The organism is Streptomyces sp. NBC_01260 (assembly GCF_036226405.1).
Classification (GTDB): Bacteria; Actinomycetota; Actinomycetes; order Streptomycetales; family Streptomycetaceae; genus Streptomyces; species Streptomyces laculatispora.
Genome location: NZ_CP108464.1, coordinates 5,451,008 through 5,468,955, shown reverse-complemented (window position 1 = coordinate 5,468,955; position 17,948 = coordinate 5,451,008). Strand labels below are relative to the sequence as shown.

General features: G+C 71.2%; 14 protein-coding genes. 5 read left to right on the top strand and 9 right to left on the bottom strand.

Annotated features, from left to right (window positions below):
• Positions 1 to 58: 58 nt before the first annotated feature.
• The 3 genes from OG322_RS24295 to OG322_RS24285 all read right to left on the bottom strand — a co-directional run bounded on the left by OG322_RS24295 (position 59) and on the right by OG322_RS24285 (position 3,507).
• Positions 59 to 979, bottom strand: a complete 921-nt coding sequence (locus tag OG322_RS24295) for a carbohydrate ABC transporter permease (RefSeq protein ID WP_123471262.1) — start codon at positions 977 to 979, stop codon at positions 59 to 61.
• Positions 980 to 994: 15 nt separating this feature from the next.
• Positions 995 to 1,993, bottom strand: a complete 999-nt coding sequence (locus OG322_RS24290; RefSeq protein WP_329306913.1) for a carbohydrate ABC transporter permease — start codon at positions 1,991 to 1,993, stop codon at positions 995 to 997.
• A 188-nt stretch (positions 1,994 to 2,181) separates the two neighbouring features.
• Positions 2,182 to 3,507, bottom strand: coding sequence for an ABC transporter substrate-binding protein (locus OG322_RS24285; protein ID WP_123471264.1), 1,326 nt, complete (start codon positions 3,505 to 3,507; stop codon positions 2,182 to 2,184).
• A gap of 650 nt (positions 3,508 to 4,157) precedes the next feature.
• On the opposite strand from OG322_RS24285, the gene aspT reads away from it, so the two are divergent.
• Together aspT and OG322_RS24275 are read left to right on the top strand one after the other, a co-directional pair.
• Positions 4,158 to 5,834: an aspartate-alanine antiporter gene (gene aspT / locus OG322_RS24280; RefSeq protein WP_123471265.1), complete on the top strand. Its 1,677-nt coding sequence runs from the start codon at positions 4,158 to 4,160 to the stop codon at positions 5,832 to 5,834.
• Positions 5,835 to 5,968: 134 nt separating this feature from the next.
• Positions 5,969 to 7,666 (top strand): bifunctional aspartate transaminase/aspartate 4-decarboxylase, encoded by a 1,698-nt coding sequence (locus OG322_RS24275; protein WP_123471266.1) that lies wholly within the window; start codon positions 5,969 to 5,971, stop codon positions 7,664 to 7,666.
• Positions 7,667 to 7,673: 7 nt separating this feature from the next.
• Here the strand turns inward: OG322_RS24275 and OG322_RS24270 are convergent, their stop codons facing one another.
• Positions 7,674 to 8,366 carry a FadR/GntR family transcriptional regulator gene (locus tag OG322_RS24270; protein ID WP_329306912.1) on the bottom strand — a complete coding sequence of 231 codons (693 nt, stop codon included), beginning with the start codon at positions 8,364 to 8,366 and terminating at the stop codon, positions 7,674 to 7,676.
• Positions 8,367 to 8,540: 174 nt separating this feature from the next.
• Between OG322_RS24270 and OG322_RS24265 the strand changes: the two genes are divergently transcribed.
• Positions 8,541 to 10,304 (top strand): 2-isopropylmalate synthase, encoded by a 1,764-nt coding sequence (locus tag OG322_RS24265; RefSeq protein ID WP_329306911.1) that lies wholly within the window; start codon positions 8,541 to 8,543, stop codon positions 10,302 to 10,304.
• Positions 10,305 to 10,434: 130 nt separating this feature from the next.
• Here the strand turns inward: OG322_RS24265 and OG322_RS24260 are convergent, their stop codons facing one another.
• From OG322_RS24260 to OG322_RS24250, 3 genes are all read right to left on the bottom strand, one after another.
• Positions 10,435 to 11,892 carry a glycoside hydrolase family 18 protein gene (locus tag OG322_RS24260; RefSeq protein ID WP_329306910.1) on the bottom strand — a complete coding sequence of 486 codons (1,458 nt, stop codon included), beginning with the start codon at positions 11,890 to 11,892 and terminating at the stop codon, positions 10,435 to 10,437.
• Positions 11,893 to 12,021: 129 nt separating this feature from the next.
• Positions 12,022 to 13,467 (bottom strand): HAMP domain-containing sensor histidine kinase, encoded by a 1,446-nt coding sequence (locus tag OG322_RS24255; protein WP_124284090.1) that lies wholly within the window; start codon positions 13,465 to 13,467, stop codon positions 12,022 to 12,024.
• A complete protein-coding gene (locus OG322_RS24250; protein ID WP_123471270.1) occupies positions 13,464 to 14,180 on the bottom strand; it encodes a response regulator transcription factor in 717 nt (238 codons plus the stop codon). The genes OG322_RS24255 and OG322_RS24250 overlap by 4 nt, the downstream gene beginning before the upstream one ends.
• 89 nt (positions 14,181 to 14,269) lie before the next feature.
• Here OG322_RS24250 and OG322_RS24245 point away from each other — a divergent pair, with 89 nt between their 5' ends.
• Positions 14,270 to 14,812: a hypothetical protein gene (locus OG322_RS24245; RefSeq protein ID WP_329306909.1), complete on the top strand. Its 543-nt coding sequence runs from the start codon at positions 14,270 to 14,272 to the stop codon at positions 14,810 to 14,812.
• A 20-nt stretch (positions 14,813 to 14,832) separates the two neighbouring features.
• Here the strand turns inward: OG322_RS24245 and OG322_RS24240 are convergent, their stop codons facing one another.
• Together OG322_RS24240 and OG322_RS24235 are read right to left on the bottom strand one after the other, a co-directional pair.
• Complete coding sequence (locus tag OG322_RS24240) at positions 14,833 to 15,759, bottom strand: spermidine synthase (RefSeq protein WP_241199979.1); 927 nt, start codon at positions 15,757 to 15,759, stop codon at positions 14,833 to 14,835.
• Positions 15,760 to 15,856: 97 nt separating this feature from the next.
• Complete coding sequence (locus OG322_RS24235; RefSeq protein ID WP_206432314.1) at positions 15,857 to 16,327, bottom strand: hypothetical protein; 471 nt, start codon at positions 16,325 to 16,327, stop codon at positions 15,857 to 15,859.
• A gap of 240 nt (positions 16,328 to 16,567) precedes the next feature.
• Between OG322_RS24235 and OG322_RS24230 the strand changes: the two genes are divergently transcribed.
• The gene (locus OG322_RS24230) at positions 16,568 to 17,926 is read left to right on the top strand and encodes a tetratricopeptide repeat protein (RefSeq protein WP_123471272.1); all 1,359 of its coding nucleotides are present in this window, start codon (positions 16,568 to 16,570) and stop codon (positions 17,924 to 17,926) included.
• Positions 17,927 to 17,948: the final 22 nt, after the last annotated feature.

Below are 17,948 nucleotides of genomic sequence, written 5' to 3'. Positions count from 1 at the left end.
CGGCCCGCGGTCAGGTACGGGCCGTACGGGGCTTCCGGAAGCGGTCATTGACGAGGAGTCAGCCCTTGACGGCGCCGGACATGATCCCGCCGACGATCCGCTTGCCGAAGAGCACGAACACCGCGAGCAGCGGCAGCGTGCTGATCAGCGCGCCTGCCATCACGATGCTCTGGTCGGGGGTGTAGGAGGCACTCAGCTGGCCGAGGGCCACCTGGAGCGTGGGGTTCTGCTGGTTCAGTGCGAGGTAGGGCCAGAAGAAGTCGTTCCACGCCTGGACGAAGGTGAGCATGCCGAGCACCATCATCGCGGGCCGGGCCACCGGGAGCACGATGCTCAGCACGACGCGGAAGTTGTTCGCGCCGTCGATCCTGGCGGCCTCGATGAGTTCGTACGGGAGTGCCTCGCTCAGGTACTGCCGCATGAAGAACACGCCGAACGCGCTCACCAGGGTCGGGAAGATCACCGACTCCAGGCTTCCGCCCCAGCCGAGGTCGGACATCAGCATGAACAAAGGGACGACGCTGAGCTGCGGCGGGATGGTCAGGGTCGCGATGACTCCGGTCATCAGCGCGCCGCGGCCGCGGAACCGCATCTTGGCGAAGGCGTAGCCGGCCAGGGTGCAGAAGAAGAGCGTCGCCACCGTGATGCATGAGGAGACGATGAAGCTGTTGACGATCGCCTTGCCCAGATGGGCCTGGTTCCAGGCGGCGTCGAGGTTGTGCATCAGCCGTCCGCCGGGCAGGAACGGCGGGGTGCTGGCCAGTACTTCGTCCTGGGTGTGGGACGCGGCCACCAGGGTCCAGTACAGCGGGAGCAGCGAGCCGATGCCGACGACGGCCAGTGCGATGTAGGCGAACGGGCCGCCCTTCAGCTGCTGGCCCGCGCCGGGCCTGAAGCGGCCGGCGCGCTTCGGTGCGCGGTGCACGGCAGGTGCCGGGAGGACGGACCCCGGAGCTTGGGTGGGGCTGGTGATGGTCATGGATATCGCTCCCGGTCAGACCGCGGATGTGCGTACGAAGCGGCCGAAGAGCCAGTTGACCGCGGCGATGATCAGCAGGAGCGCGAGCATCGCCCAGGCCACTGCGGCGGCCGGACCGAGATGCCCCAGGTTCCAGCCGTAGTTGTAGAGGTAGACGCTGAGGGTCTCGTACTGATGCTCGTTCCCGCCGATCGCTCCGAGCGTGCCGCCCTCCAGGAGCAGGGGTTCACCGAACAGCTGCATGGAGCCGATGGTCGAGATGACGATCGTGAAGAGGATCGTGGGCCGCAGCGAGGGAATGGTCACCTTGCGGAACTGCTGCCAGCGGGAGGCGCCGTCGAGCGAGGCGGCCTCGTACAGATCGGTCGGCACGGCCTGCATGGCCGCCAGGTAGATCAGGGTGTTGTAGCCGGTCCAGCGCCAGATCACGATGACCGAGATGGCGATCTTGGAAGTCCAGTGCCCGTTGGCCCAGTTGGTGTGGCCGAGGCCGACGAAGTGCAGTGCCCAGTTCAGCAGGCCGCCGTCGGCCCGGAAGACGAGGGCGAAGACGAGGGCCGCGGAGGCCACCGAGGTGGCGTACGGGGTGAGGATGACCGTCCGCCAGAAGGTGCTGGCGCGCAGCTTGTAGTTCAGCAGATGGGCCAGGCCGAGCGCGACCAGCAGCTGCGGGACCGTCGACATGACACCGATCAGGAAGGTGTTGCTGACGGCGGTCCAGAACTCCGCGTCGTGCAGGATCCTGTCGAAGTTGGCCCAGCCGACCCACTCCATCCGGTCCAGGCCGGTCATCTCCACCCGGTGCAGGGCGATCCAGCCCGTGTAGATGAGCGGGTAGAGCCCGAAGGCGCCGAAGACGAGGAAGAACGGGGCTATGTAGGCGTACGGCGATGCCTTGTCGTCGAAGCGCCAGAGGCGGCTCCGCCACGTCTGGCGACGGGCGTTCACCGGTTTGCGCTGGGAGCCGCTGGGCGGCGGGGTGTGTGCATCCCGGGTGGGAGTCGAGGTGGCCACGGGCGGGAGTCCTTCCCTGGATTGCTTGGTTACCCGGGTACGGGGGCGTTGTACGCGGTGGGCTTCCGCGGGGCGGCCGGGGAGGTACCCGGTCGCCCCGTGCAAGCCCGCCGGGAGACGGGCCGGGCCGGCGCGGGATGGGGACACGCAGGTGCGGGCGGCCCGGGGGCCGCCCGCTGCTGCGACCGTCAGCCGATCGCCTTGTCGATCGCCTCCGTCGCCGCCTTCCATGCCTTGTCGGGGCTCGTGCCGCGCTGCTCCATGTTGTTGATCTGGGTGGAGATGGTGTCCTTGATAACGGCGTCCTTCGGGCCGAGAACCGTCTCGGGGATGGACTTGGCCTCGTCGGCGTAGATCTGGCCGATCGGGGCGTCGTTGAAGTACGGGAGCTTCGCGTTCTTCACGTCGGGCAGGTCGTACGCGCCCTTGTTGGACGGGAAGCTGCCGATCGCCTTGAAGACGGCGGCCTGCTGCTCGGGGGCGGTCAGCCACTTGACGAGCTTGCTGGCCTCGGCGACGTGCTTGCCGGCGGTCGGCACACCGAGGAAGGAGCCGCCCCAGTTGGCCGCGGTGTCGCCGGGCGCCGTGGTGATGTCCCACTTGCCCTTGTTGGCGTCACCGGCCGCGATCGAGATCTGACCGGCCATCCAGGCGGGGCAGGCCACGGTGGCCATGGTGCTCTTGCGCAGCGCGGCCTTCCAGGGGTCACCGAACTGGGCGAGGCCCTGGGTCAGCTTCTTGTCCGCGGCCTCGGCCGACAGGTCCCAGCCCTGCTTGACGCTGGCGCTGTCCTTGTAGATCGGCTGGCCGCTCTCGTCGTAGTACTGCTTCGCGTTCGAGCTGACGACGGCGTTGTACATGGCGCTCGCGGAGTCCATGAAGTACGTGCCCGCGGGCGCCTTCTTCTTGTACTCCTCACCGAGCTTGAGGTAGTCCTCCCAGCCCCCGGCGATCTTGGCGGCGACGTCCTTGCGGTCGGTCGGCAGGCCGGCCTTCCTGAACAGCTCGGTGTTGTAGCAGAGCGACATCGGGCCGATGTCGGTACCCGCGCCGATCACCTTGCCGTCCTTGGTGGTGGCCTGCTTCTCCTTCCAGGACACCCACTCGTTGACGTCGATCACCTTGCTCAGGTCGGCGAACTGGTCCGCCTTGGTGTCGGCGAGCTCCTTGACCCGGCCGACCTCGATGCCCTGGACGTCGGCCAGTCCGCTGCCCGCACTCAGCTGCTGGAGCAGCTTCGGGTAGTAGTTCTTCTCTTCGGCGGTGGTGTCTTCCTTGACCGTGATGTTGGGGTTCAGCTCGTGGTACTTGGCGAAGAGGCCGGCTTCCTTGTAGCCGAACTGCCCGAAGTCGGCGACGGTCAGCGTGATCTTCCCGTTCGCATCGGAGCTCGTGTCCGATGAGTCCGAGTCGCTGCTGCAGCCGGTCAGCAGGAGGGCCGAGGCTGTCAGGCCCGTGGTGACCAGAACCGCGGCTCTGCGGCTTCGGCCGGCGACGGTGCGGGTGATACGCATTCCACTACTCCTTGTTCCAGGGTGGGACTGGCGTTCTGACTGCGTGGCATACGCGCTGGTGGGTGCGGGTGCCAGGTGGTTCAGGGGGGAGGACACGGGCAGTGCCGTTCGCACGAGAAATCCTCATGCAATGTGGGAGCGCTCCCATGCGTCGATGTCGGAAGGTTCCTGCCTGGGAGGGGTGGGTGTCAAGACTTGAAGACGCTTCCGTTGCGTGAGCGTGTCCTGCAAGTCACGAGACCGTGTCCGGCCAAAGGCTTGCCAAAGCGCGCGGACGAGGAAACCGGGGCAGACGACTCCCGAATTCCCGCAGGTGAGAAGGGCATTGGGAGTGGATCACCGGGGCGGCGGCGGGAAGCCGCCCCCATCGGACCGGATTTCCGGAGCGGTCCGAAAACCGCCTCCCTCACCTGCGGCCGGGCCACAGGAGCCCGACGGAAGGTGAACGGGACACCACGCCACAGGGGCGGCCGGGACCACCCGCGCGTTCTTTCCCCGAATCCGACGAGGCGCGCAAGCGCACGCACGGCCACCGACAGGGGGTCCGAAATGCGGACAACTGACCGGAAATGCCAGGCGCCTCACGGCCTGTTAAATTCTCCACTATGCACCTATTGACCGTTTATGTTCGCTTGGGTGGGTGAGGCCGGATGGGAGTCGTCCGCGACCATCCCGAACTCGCACTCTTCCTCTGTCTGTCCCTCGGCTACCTCGTGGGCAGGATCCGCGTCGGCCCGATCACCCTCGGCGGCATCTGCGGGACGCTGATCGTCGCGCTGCTGATCGGCACCCGGCACGTCAGCGTCAACGACGACGTCAAGACCGTCTTCTTCGCGCTGTTCATCTTCTCGCTGGGCTATCTGGCCGGTCCGCAGTTCTTCGCCAACCTCAACCGCAAGAGCCTGCGCTTCTTCGCCCTCTGCCTCGTCGAACTGGTCTGTGTGCTCGGCATCGCCTTCGGCCTCGCCAAGGCGTTCGACCTTGACGTGGGGACCGCTTCGGGCATCCTGGCGGGCGCGGCGACCGAGTCCGCCGTCGTCGGTACGGCCACCGAGGCCATCGCCAAGCTCGACGGTCTGAGCCCGAGCCAGATCACCCAGTACCAGGGGCATGTCGCCACGGCGTACACCGTCTGCTACCTCTTCGGCCTGATCACCATCGTGCTGTTCACCAGCCAGATCATGCCGATGCTGCTGCGCATCAACCTCGCGGACGCCTCGCGCGAACTGTGGGAGAAGACGCGCGGCGGGGTCCGCGGACTGGAGGAGGACGAGCGGGAGGCGCTGCCGCGGACGGTGGGCCGCACCTTCCTGGTGACGCTGGCGGACGGCCGCCGGATCGGCGAGCTGGAGGCCTCGCGGGGCGGCGCCGTCACGGTCGAGGGCGTCAAGCGCGGCAGCAGGGTGCTCGACCCCGCACCCGAGCTGGAGCTGATCCTGAGCGACCTGGTCCAGGTCGTCGGGCGGCGCGCCGCGATCATCACGGCCGGCCGCGAGATCGGCCCGGAGACACCGGCGGTACCGGGCCTGGACACTCCGCTGGCCACCCGTCAGGTCGCGGTGACCGAGAAGGCCACCGCCGGGTCGACCATCGCCCAGCTGGAGCAGACCCATCCCGAGTTCCGCAAGGACGGCGTCTACATCACCGACGTCCTGCGCAACGACCAGCACCTGCCCGCCTCGGCCGAGACCACGGTCCAGCGCGGCGACGTACTGACCCTGGTCGGTGCCCGGGCCGGGCTCGACCGGCTCGTCGCGAAGATCGGCGCGGTCGTCAAGAACGACACGACCGACTACATCTACCTCGGACTCGGCATCGTGGCCGGCTCACTGCTCGGCCAGATCGTCGTGCGGATCGGCGACATCCCGCTGTCGCTCGGCACCGGCGGCGGCTGCCTGGTCACCGGGCTGCTCTTCGGCTGGTTCCGCTCCCGCAGGCAGACCTTCGGGGCCTTCCCGCCACAGGCCGCGAACACCCTCAAGGACCTGGGCCTGGCCATCTTCATCGCCTGCACCGGTCTGACCGCCGGACCGCAGGCCTGGCCGCTGCTGAAGGAGTACGGCGCGCTGCTGCCGTTCGCCGGCATCGCCATGGTGCTGATCCCCGCGTCCATCTCACTGATCATCGGGGTGAAGCTCCTGCGGATCGAGAAACCGCTGCTGATCGGGGCCATCGCGGGGCAGCAGTGCTCGACCCCGGCGATCACCTCCATCACCCAGGTGGCGCAGAGCTCCGTACCGCTGCTCGGCTACACGATCACGTACGCGCTCTCGAACTTCCTGCTCCCACTCACCGGACCGGTCCTGGTCGGCGTCCTGGGGGCCTGAACGAGACCTCCAGGTCCCAGATCCCCACGCTCGGCCAAGGGCTGTCCCCTACGCCGTCGGCCATGTGCTGCTGACCGTGTGGGGCGCCGTGATCGTGATCCTCAACCACCGAACCAGAACACGGGAGCGCAGACATGCCCAAGGCCAACCTCAGCCGCGCCGAGATCCAGTCGTTCGCCCGGCTCAGCCCGTTCGAGCTGAAGGACAAGTTCATCAGCATCGCCCAGGCCGAGCAGAGCGGCAAACCCGGCCAGAAGGGCAAGGCGATGCGGGCCATGCTCAACGCGGGCCGCGGCAACCCGAACTGGATCGCCACCGGCCCCCGGGAGGCGTACCACGCGCTCGGCTACTTCGCGCTCGCCGAGTCCCGGCGGGTCTGGACGGCCGACAACCTGGGCGGGATGCCCGAGGAGGCCGGCTGCGCGGAGCGCTTCGCCTCCTTCGTCCGCACGCATCCGGATCTGCCCGGGATCGAGCTGCTCAAGGCGAGCGTCGATCTGGCGGTCAAGCGGTTCGGCTTCGTGCCGGACGCGTTCGTCCACGAGCTGGCGGACTCCTCGATCGGCGACAACTACCCGGTGCCGGGACGGATCCTGACGCATGTGGAGCAGGTCGTGCGCGGGTACGTGGCCGACGAGATGTTCGACCACCGGCCGCCGGAGGGGCAGCGGCTGAGCCTGTTCGCGACCGAGGGCGGCACGGCGGCGATGTGCTACATCTTCGACTCGCTGATGAAGAACGAAATCCTGCGCAGGGGTGACCGGATCGCGCTGATGGTGCCGGTGTTCACGCCGTACCTGGAGATTCCCGAGCTCGACACGTACGGCTTCGACGTCGTCCGCGTCGAGGCGAACCTGTTCACCGAGACCGGTGTGCGCCAGTGGCGCTACCCGCCGGAGGAGATCGCCAAGCTGGCCGACCCCTCGGTGAGGCTGGTCTGCTGCGTCAACCCGAGCAACCCGCCGTCCCTCGCGCTCGCGCCGCAGGTCACCGAGCAGATCATGTCGATCGTCGCGGACCGGAACCCGAACCTGATCGTGGTGACGGACGACGTCTACGGGACCTTCGTGGAGGACTTCCGCTCCCTCGCCGCCGACCTGCCGCGCAACACCCTGCTCGTGTACTCCTACTCCAAGCACTACGGCGCCACCGGCTGGCGGCTCGGCGTCATCGGGCTGCACGACGACAACGTCATCGACGACATGCTGCGGGCGCAGGGCGCCGCGGAGAAGGCGCGCCTGAACAGCCGCTACGGGACGCTGTCCCTGGAGCCGGAGACGATCCGGTTCATCGACCGGCTGGTCGCGGACTCCCGGCAGGTGGCGCTGAACCACACAGCGGGCCTCTCGCTGCCGCAGCAGGTGATGATGACGCTCTTCTCGCTGTTCGACATGCTGGACGAGGGCCAGGCGTACAAGGCCCGGATTCGCTCGATCGTGCGGCAGCGCCTCGAACTCCTGCTGGAGGGCGCCCACATGAAGATCTCGGAGGACCCCAAGCGGGCCTCGTACTACATCGAACTCGACCTGCTGGCCGAGGCGGAGCGCACCCTGGGCAAGGAGTTCGCCGACTATCTGGAGCAGAACTACGAGCCCGTCGACCCGCTGTTCCGGCTGGCCGAGCAGACGTCCGTGGTGCTGCTGAACGGGGGCGGCTTCGACGGCCCCGAGTGGTCGGTCCGGGTCTCGCTGGCCAATCTGGACGACCTGGACTATCTGAAGATCGGGCACCAGCTGCGGGCGGTCTTCGACGAGTACGCGCAGGAGTGGCGGGGCTCGGGGGCGGGGGCGGTCCAAGGGCTGTCCCGCAATTCCCGGCGGGACAGCCCTTAGGGGCCGGTCAGGTGGCGCGCAGGCGGGCCAGGGTCTGTTCCAGCTCGGCCTCGGCGGCCCGGCCCGCCGCTTCCGCGTCGCCCGCCACGACCGCCGTGACCAGCGCCCGGTGTGCCGCGTCACCGTGGTGCGGTTCGTCGCGGCGCAGGCCGGTCAGCTCCACCAGGTCGATGAGCGCCTGCCGCAGCGCGGGGGCGAACTCCGCGAAGAGGTCGGTGAGTACGGGGTTGTGGGCGGCCGCCACCACGGCCCGGTGCAGGGCGATGTCCGCGTCCACGAACCCGTCGTCCGGGCCGGCGCCTGCTGCCCGCCGTGCCGTGAGCGCCGTGTCCAGGGCGGCCAGGTCCTCGTCGGTGCGGCGGCGGGCGGCCAGCCGGGCGGCCTGGACCTCGATCAGCATGCGCACCTCGTAGACGTCGGCGACCGCGGCCCGGCGCAGCCGGACCGGCCAGTCCTCGGTCGCGTGGTCGGCGATGACGAAGACGCCGGCCCCCTGGCGGGACCGGAGCAGGCCGAGCGCGGCGAGTGTGCGCACCGCCTCACGGACGGTGGAGCGGCCCACGCCCAGCGTCTTGGCGAGGGTGGTCTCGCCGGGGATCTTCGTACCGACCGGCCAGTGCCCCTCGGTGATCTGCGCGCGCAGATGGCTCGTGGCCTGTTCGACCAGAGGGCTGGGGCGGAGTGGACCGAGCGAGGACACGAATTCACCTGTCAGGTTGTCTGAGGACTTGGTTTCTGGCTACTGTACCGATCATGACGTACCGCGGTCTCCTTCTTCTCGGCTGCCGCGGCGGGGCCTGAAGCGATCGGCACCCCGCCGCGGGGTGCCGTGCTGTGCCGGTCGCATCCGGCGATGCGAGAAGAGACCGCGTTCATGTCCGACCGTCTGTCACCGATGCACAGCTTCCCCACGATCTGCACGCCGCGCGGGCCGGTACCCGAGGCCGCGCCCCACTGGAACCGGCAACGCTCCAGCTCGATGCCGTCGTACCGCTACCGTTCCGCCTTCGACCGCGTCGAGATCCCGCTGACCGGGCGCAGCTGGCCGCAGGCCCGGATCGAGCGCCCCCCGCTCTGGGTGCCCGTCGATCTGCGGGACGGCAACCAGGCGCTGGCCGAACCGATGGACACCCCGCGCAAGCGCCGGATGTTCGATCTGCTGGTCGCGATGGGCTTCAAGGAGATCGAGGTCGGCTACCCGTCCGCGAGCCGCACCGACTTCGACTTCGTCCGGCACCTGGCCCGGAGCGGGGCCGTGCCGGACGACGTGACGGTGGTCGTCTTCACCCCGGCCAAGGCGGATCTGATCGAGCGGACCTTCGAGTCCGTCGCGGGGATGGACCGCGTGGTCGTCCATCTGTACATCCCGACCGCGCCCGTCTGGCGGGACGTCGTCCTGGGCCGCGACCGGGCCGAGGTGCACGGTGTGGTCCTGGACGCCGCGCGGCAGATGGAGCGGCTGGCGCGGGCGAGGCCCGCCGCGGACATCCGGTTCGAGTTCTCGCCCGAGGTCTTCATCCTCACCGAGCCGGACTACGTCCTGGAGCTCTGCAACAGCCTCACCGCGCTCTGGGACGCCTCACCGGACCGGCCGGTGATCCACAACCTGCCGGCCACGGTGGAGATCGCGACGCCCAACGTGTACGCCGACCAGATCGAGTACATGCACCGCCACCTGGACCGGCGCGACTCGGTGATCCTCTCCGTCCACCCGCACAACGACCGCGGTACGGGGGTGGCGTGCGCGGAGCTCGCGGTGCTGGCGGGGGCGCAGCGGGTGGAGGGCTGCCTGTTCGGCAACGGGGAGCGCACCGGCAATGTCGACCTGGTCAATCTGGCGCTGAACCTGCACGCCCAGGGCGTCGACCCGATGATCGACTTCTCGGACATCGACGAGATCCGCCGCACCGTGGAGCACTGCAACCGGCTGCCGGTGCCGCCGCGCCATCCCTACGGCGGCGACCTGGTGTACACCGCGTTCTCCGGCACCCATCAGGACGCGATCAGCAAGGGCTTCGCACACCAGGCGAGCAGCGGCTCCGAGGTGTGGTCGGTGCCGTATCTGCCGATCGATCCGGCGGATGTGGGGCGTAGTTACGAGGCCGTCATCCGGGTCAACAGCCAGTCCGGCAAGGGTGGCATCGCCCATCTGCTGCGCAGCAACCACGGTGTGGACCTGCCGGCCCGGATGCGGGCGGACTTCTCCCGTACGGTGCAGACCGCGACGGACGACAGCGGTCTGGAGGCCACCTCGAAGGATCTGTGGGAGCTGTTCGAGGCGACGTACCTGGTCCCCGGGCGGGACGGGGCGATCGCCCTGACGTCCTGGTCGGCGGAGCACGATCCGGCCGGTGGCCACCGGTTCGTCTGCACGCTGCGGGTGGACGGCCGCGAGGGCGACTACGAGGGCACGGGCAGCGGCACGGTGTCCGCGTTCACGGAAGCGCTGGCGGCCGCGGGAGTGGAGGTCACGATCCTCGACTACTCGGAGCACGGGGCGGATGCGGCGTGGTCCACGGTGACGTCGTACGCGGAGTGCCGGGTCGGCGGTGAGGTGCGCTGGGGGGCGGGCCAGGACGCGTCCGCCCTCGCGGCGTCGGTGGCGGCGGTGCTGTCCGCGGTGAACCGGGCCCAGTAGCCCCGCGGCCGCTGTCCCTGATCGCCGGACGGGCCGGCTGTGCCGCGCGACTGAGGACGCCGGGGGAAGGGGGCGCACCCCGGCCGGGGTGGGGGGGTGGGGCCGGCCGGGGTGCGCGGGGGGGGTGTGGTTACTTGTAGGCGCCGAACGCCTTCGTGAAGGCCAGCGGCTCCTGCGCGATCGAACTGCACGAGGCATCCGCACTCGGCTTCGCGCCGCCCGCGCACTCCTTGTCCCGGGTGCCCGACCACATGGCGAGCCGGCCGAGGCCCTTGTCCTGGGCGAACTCGACCAGTTGCGTGGCGTCCTCAACCTTGAAGACCTCGGTGCTGACGTCGTTCACACCGATCATCGGGGTGACCGCGACGGCCTTCCACGCGTCCGCGTCGGAGAGCCCGAGCACGCCCTTGATCTGGGCCTGGGTGGCCGTGGCCGCCTGGATCGCGTACGTGCCCATGTCGCCGCTGTAGGAGGCGCCGTAGTCCATCGCCATGATGTTGACCGCCCCGACGTCCACGCCGTTCCTCTTCGCGTCGGCGACCAGGTCCAGGCCGGGCTGGGTCAGCCCCTCGGGCATCACCGGCAGGGTGAAGGAGACGTCCAGTCCGGGGTGGGACTTCTGGAGCTGGGCGATGGCCTGCGAGCGGCGGGTGTTGGCCGCGGTGTCGGGCAGCGCGCCGCCCTCGATGTCGAAGTCGGCCTTGGTCAGCTTGTACGTGTCCACGACCTTGCCGTAGGCCGCGGCCAGGTCGGCGGCCGAGGTGCACTTCAGCGCCAGCTCGGAGCCGGACGCGCCGCCGAAGGAGACCCGGACATCGCCGCCCGCCGCGCGCAGGCCGTCGATCCGGGAGGCGACCTGGTCGTCACCGAGGCCGGTGACGCCTCCCCAGAGCGGGGCGCAGCTGCCGCCGGAGGTGATGAAGGCGAGGTTGAACTCCTTGACGCCGGTCCTGGTGGCGGTGCCGGTCAGGTCGAAGGCGGGGTAGAGCGAGGTGTCGACGTACGGGGCGAACCCCGCCCCGCCCGCGGTGCCTCCGCTGCCGCCCGCGTCGGTCCTGGTGGGGGCCGGCGTGGGGGTCGCGGTCCCGGCCGGCGGGGCGGTGGGGGTCGCGGTCCCGGTGGGGCGGCCGCTGGGCTCCGGGGTGGCGCCGGTGTCGACGGAGCACTTGGCGTCGTCGATGAGACAGCCGGTGGGGTCGGCCGCCCGGCCGTCCGCGCTGGTGACGAAGCCGATGGTGACGGACCTGCCGGGCGCCAGCTCCTTGTCCCAGCTTGCCGGGCGGACCGTGACGTGACGGCCGCTGACGGTGTGCTCGCCGTTCCACAGGGAGCTCAGTCTCGTACCGTCCGGCAGGTCGAATTCGAGCGTCCAGCCGGACTTCGCCGTGCCGGTGTCGTTGGTGACGACGTACTGCCCGGTGTATCCGCCCGTCCAGCCGCTGGTCCTGGTGTAGGCGGCGCCGACCGCCGACGCCTGGGCCGTACCGGTGAGGGCGAGGACCGTTGCGCCGATCACGGCCGCGGCGACGACCGCGCCGATCGCCTTGGTCCTGGTGCTCGCCGTACGCCGGTGCGTGCTGGTGCCCATCGCGTTCCTGCCTCGTCTTGCGGAAGTGGGGGATGCGAGAGCACGCTAGCGACACCGAACCCGGCAAATGCCGCACTTGGGGCCCGCGTTGATGTTCTTAGGGTGGGCTTAAGGAGCGCATCGGCCGGCCTAAAGGTTCGGGCCCGCTCCGGAGCGGAATCGGCGGCCCGCGTTCCGGCGGGTCACCGCGCGTCGCTGCCGCCCGACCCGGTGCCCGCGCCCCTGCGGCCGCTGCCCGTCGAGCCCGATCCAGATGCGCACCTCCGTGCCGCCGAGCACCGAGCGCCCGATCCGCACGTCGCCGCCGGTGGACTCCGCGACCCGGCGGGCGATGTCCAGGCCCAGTCCGGTCGAGCCCACCGCGTCCTTCGTACCGCCACGGCCGCTGCCGCCGCGCGCCATCGCGGCCCTGGGGTCCGCGATGCCGCCGCCCGCGTCCGAGACCAGCACGATCACCGCGTCGCCGCTGTGGTGCACGTCCACGGCGAAGGCGGTGCCCTCGGGGGTGTGCCGGAAGACGTTGCCGAGCAACGCGTCCAGTGCCGCGGCCAGTTCGGGGCGGGCCACCGGAATGCGTACCGTACGGTCCACTCCCGCGAGGCGCACCTCGCGGCCCTCGTCCTCGGCCAGCGCCGACCAGAAGTCCATGCGTTCGCGGATCACCTCGGAGGCGTCGCAGCCGGCTCCGGGACCACCGCCCTGCCCCTGGGTCTGCGGGCGCTGCTCCCGGGCGGTCCTGATGATCGTGTCGACCTCGCGCTCCAACTGCTCGACGGCCGCCCGGGTCTGGTCGGCGGCCGGGCCCTCGCCGAGCGAGGCGGCGTTGAGCCGGAGGACGGTGAGCGGGGTGCGCAGCCGGTGCGAGAGGTCGGCGGCCAGCTCCCGTTCGTTGGCGAGGAGCTGCACGACCTGGTCGGCCATGGAGTTGAACGCGACGGCGGCGGAGTGCAGTTCGGTCGGCCCCTCCTCCGGCACCCGGGTCCCGAGCCGCCCCTCCCCCAGGTCGTGCGCGGCCCCCGCGAGACGCCGGGCGGGCTCCACCATGCGTACGCCGAGCCGGTCGGCCACGGCGACCGAGCCGACGATCAGCGCGGTGCCGACGCCCGCCAGCATCAGCCAGGCGGTGGCGACGCCGTTGGAGACCTCGTCCTCGGGGACGAACACCTCGACGACGGCGATGCCGCCGGAGCCGAGCGCGGTGGGCTGGAGCAGCGCGGAGCCGCCGGGCACCTCGGTGATGGAGGCGCGCCCCGACTCCCGTACGGTCTCCAGGTCCTTGCGGGTGGCGCGCCGGCTGCCGATCTCCACGGCCCGGCTGTCGGCCTCGTCCGCGGCGGGTATGTGGACGGCCATCCGGCCGGCGGCCCCGGGTTCGGTGGTGAGCACGGCCGTTTCGAGTTCGGCGCGGTCGGTGGTGATGGAGAGGGTGGGGCCGATCATCGCGGCCTGCCGCTCGGCGTCGGAGAAGGCGCGGTCGCGGGCCATCTCCTTGATGACGAGGCCGAGGGGTACGGCGAAGGCGACCACGACCATCGCGGTGACGGCCAGGCAGACCTTGACCAGCGCCCATCTCATGCGGGCCGCTCCGGTGCCGGGGGCGTGACGGGCGGCTGCAGTTTCACGCCGACGCCGCGCAGGGTGTGCAGATAGCGGGGCCGGGCGGCCGTTTCGCCCAGTTTCCGGCGGAGCCAGGAGAGATGGACGTCGATGGTCTGGTCGTCCCCGTACGACTGCTGCCAGACCTCGGCGAGGAGTTCCTTGCGCGGGACGACGACGCCTGGCCGGCCGGCCAGGAAGGTCAGCAGGTCGAACTCCCGCCGGGTGAGGTCGAGGTCCGCGCCGTCGAGTTCGGCCCGGCGCCGCAGCGGGTCTATGGAGAGCCCCCCGACCCGGATGACGCGCGGGGAGGCCGCCCGTCCCTCCGCGGCCCGCGAGCGGCGCAGTACGGCGGCCATCCGCGCGGAGAGGTGCTCCACGGAGAACGGCTTGGTCAGGTAGTCGTCCGCGCCGTCGTTGAGCAGCCGGACGATCTCGCTCTCGTCGTCGCGGGCCGTCGCGATGATGACGGGCACGTCGGTGATGCCGCGCAGCATCTTCAGCGCCTCCGACCCGTCGAGATCGGGCAGTCCGAGGTCGAGGATGACCACGTCGAACCGGAAGTGGGCGACCTCGCGCAGCGCTTCGAGCGCGGTGCCGACACTCCGTACCGTGTGGGAGGCCTCGGTCAGGTGCCGGATGAGGGCGGAACGTACGAACTGGTCGTCCTCGACCACGAGCACACTTGGCATGGGCGGCACCGTACGCCATCCGGCGCCCCCGGGTCCGGCCGGTGGCGGTAGTGGGACGGGGCACCGGCCGGTGGTGCAGGATGTGCCGGATGCAACGAGGACTCGTACACGCGCTCGCGTGGTCGCTCGCCACCGGCGCCGCGGTCACGCTGTCCTGGTGGGGCGTGCACGCCGTGATGGCGGGGACGGCGTACGACCCGCCGCGCGCGGTGCCGATCTCCGCGAGCGCCCGGGCGACCACGGAGGCGCTGTCGTCCTCGACGCAACGGCCGGAACCGTCCCCGTCGCCCAGCAGCACGCCCCCCACCACCCCGAAGCCGTCGGTGAGCTCCTCCCCCGCGAGCTCCTCCCCCGCGCGGCCGCACGCCCCCGCGAGCGCTTCCCGGCCCGCCCCCGCGGCCACCCCGGCGGGCACGGCGAGGAGTTACTCGACGGACGGCGGCCGGGTCGTCTTCGAACTCGGCGCGGACAGCGCGAAGCTGGTGTCGGCGACGCCGGAGCCGGACTGGTCGATGCGGGTCTGGACGAACTCGGCCTGGATCCGGGTGAACTTCGCCCAGGACGACGGCACGACGGTCTCGGTGTTCTGCACCTGGAACGGCCATCCCCCGCAGGTCGAGATCGTGAAGTGACCGCAGAGCGGCAGCCCGCGTCAGTCGAAGGCGGAGGCCGGCGGCGGCGGTGAGGGCCGGGCGTCGGCGTCGTGCACCGCGGCCGCGCCGCCGGTGAAGTCGGCGAGCGCCCGCCCGTGTTCGACGCGCCCCGGGTGCGGATCGGTCGCCACCCGGCGGGTCAGCTCCGCGACCTTCGGCGTCACGTCCGAGGCGAGCAGTACGGCGTTGCCGAAGCGGCGGCCGCGGAACACGGTCGGGTCGGCGGCGAGCGCGAGCTCGGGAAAGACGGTGGCGGCGGTGGCGATCTGGCCGCGCAGATGGGCCAGCGGGGGGCCGTCGGCGAGGTTGGCCACGTAGGTCCCGCCGGGCTTCAGGACGCGGCGCACCTCGGCGAGGAATTCGGTGCTGGTCAGGTGGGCGGGGGTCCGGGCCCCGCTGAAGACGTCGGCGATGACCAGGTCGGCCCAGCCGTCCTGGATCTTCCCGAGCCCGGCGCGGGCGTCGGTGGCGCGGACCCTGATCCTGGCCTGCGGGTCCAGCGGCAGTTCCCGGCGGACCAGCTGGACGAGGGCCGCGTCCACCTCGACGATCTGCTGGGTGGAGCGGGGGCGGGTCGCGGCGATGTAGCGGGCGAGCGTGAACGCCCCGCCGCCCAGGTGCACGACGTGCAGCGGCTGCCCGGCGGGCGCGGCCAGATCGGCGATGTGGCCGATCCGGCGCTGGTACTCGAACGAGAGGTACGTCGGGTCGTCGAGGTCCACGTGGGACTGCGGCGCACCGTCGATCGTCAGCGTCCAGGCGCGCCTGCGTTCCCGGTCGGGCACCAGCTCGGCGACGCCGCCGTCCACCGGCTCGGAGACGTTGCCGCCGGGGCGTTCGGCGCCGCGTGCCGCCTTGCGGTCGGTCCTGCGGTCCGCGCGCTGCTTGCGGTCGCCCGCTCCGCCGGCCGCTCCTCGACGTGCCACTGCCGCTCGTACCTGCTCACTGCTCATCGGGTCCGGGACCGGCCGTGACCGGCCGCGACGGGCGGCCGCGCTCACCCGCCCTGCGGCCATTATGGGCTCAGCGGCAGTTGTCGGCCGCCTCGATCAGCCGGGCGGCCTGGTCGAGCGCGGCCCGCAGCGCGGCCGGATCGGTGACCGAGGTCTCGTCACCGGGCGGCAGCAGCCAGCCGCTGCCGGAGACGGGCGGCTCGGCGGGGATGCGCAGCCCGCGGCCGTCGGTCCGCGTACAGGCGCTGCCCGGTACGTCCCAGGCCTCGGCGGTGCCCGGCGGCACCAGGAAGCCGAGGGTGGCGCACGGTCCGTCGTGGAGGACCGGGCCGACGGCCTCCTGGTCGGCGCCGCGGCGCAGGATGTCCACTGCCTCCAGGCCCTGACGGGCGGGGACGGTCACCAGGTCGCACGGTTCCGCGCCGGGAGGCGGGCCCGCTGCGGCGGGCCCCTCGGCGGGTGCCATGGGGCCGGTCGTCGCGGTCGTCGCGGCCGTCGTCGCGGTCGTCCGCGAGCCGGTCGCCATGTCGAGATGCAACAAGGGACCTCTCCTCTCATCGCCGGGCGGAGCCGGACTCCGTCGCCACGTGGACCAACGCGCCGACCGCGTCAAGGGCTACGGCCCCACACCGCTGCAAAGGGTGGCAGTTCATGGCGGATCGTGGGTGAGATATCCCGTTTGTCAGCAAACGCAGCGTGTGTGACGTGTCACAACAGGTACGTTCTTGCTCCGCCGGGACACCGGAAACAACGCCCGGCTCGCACCAGAGAGGGTCCCGCCATGGTGTCGACACGGGCAGTTCCCAACCTCGCCTTCCGGCGGCTGCGCGGACAGCGCTCCGCCGGGGAGTTCGCTGCCGCGGTACGCAGGTCCGCCCGCGAGATCGGCGAGCAGGTCGCGTGCGACGCCCGGTACATCGGACGCGTGGAGTCCGGCGAGATCCGCTGCCCGAACTACGCGTACGAGCGGGTCTTCCTGCACATGTTCCCCGGGGCGAACCTGGCGGACCTGGGCTTCTCACCGCGTGAATCGGTACGCGGCCGGGGGACCCGGCCCGCGGACGCTCCTTCGCCCCCGACTTCCCCGCTGCCCGGCAGCGACACCGACGAGGAGTGCGACGTGCTGCGTCGCGTATTCATGACGAGCGGCTCCACCACGATGGCGGCCGCGTCCCTGGGCCTGGGCCTCGGTGGCATGACCGCCTCCGTGTCCCTGCCCGCGCAGCGCCGGGTCGGCGAGGCGGAGGTGCACGCCGTCGAGAAGGCGGTGCGGCAGATCCGTCTGCTGGACGACCGGCACGGGGGTGACGGCCTGTACCGGCGGGCCTCGCATCCGCTGCGGGCGGCCTACGCGCTGCTCGACTCCGGGACCGCGACCCGGCGTTCCACGGCGGACCGGCTGCACAGCGGGGCCGGTGAGCTGGCCATCTCGGTGGGCTGGCTGGCCCACGACTCGGGCCGGTTCGAGGACGCCCGCTCGCACTACGCGGAGGCGCTGGCCACGGCGCGGGTGGCCGGGGACCACGCGCTGGAGGCGCACGCGTTCTGCAACGCGTCGTTCCTGGCCCGGGACACCGGGCGCTCGCGCGAGTCCCTGCGCGCCGCGGAGGCGGGCCTGCGGGCCGCGCAACCGCTGGGCTCACCGCGGCTGATGGCGCTGCTCTCGCTGCGGGAGGCGGGGGGCCGGGCGGGGCTCGGGGACCGTACCGGCTGCGAACGGGCGCTCGGCCGGGCGCACACCGCGTTCGGGCAGGGGCCGTCAGCGGCGGACCCGGAGTGGATGAGCTTCTTCCGGGAGGCGGAGCTGGAGATCCTGGAGGCGCAGTGCTGGTCGGCGCTGGGCGACTGGTCGCGTGCGGCACGGCACGCACGGCGCGCGACGCGGCTGCAGGATCCGCACTTCACCCGGAACATGGCGCTGTACCGGGCCGAGCTGACCCAGGACCTGGTCCGGGCGGGCCTCGCGGAGGAGGCGGCGGCCACCGGTCACCAGGTGCTGGACCTGCTGGACCAGGTCCGCTCCTCGCGGATCAGGGCGATGCTGGCGGGAGCGGTGGCGGTCCTGCGGCCGCGGGGCCGGGGTTCGGTCGACATCACGGAGTTCCTCGACCGCCACCGCGCGGCGGGCGAGAAGACGTAGAACCGCTCCCGGCCCGTCCGGC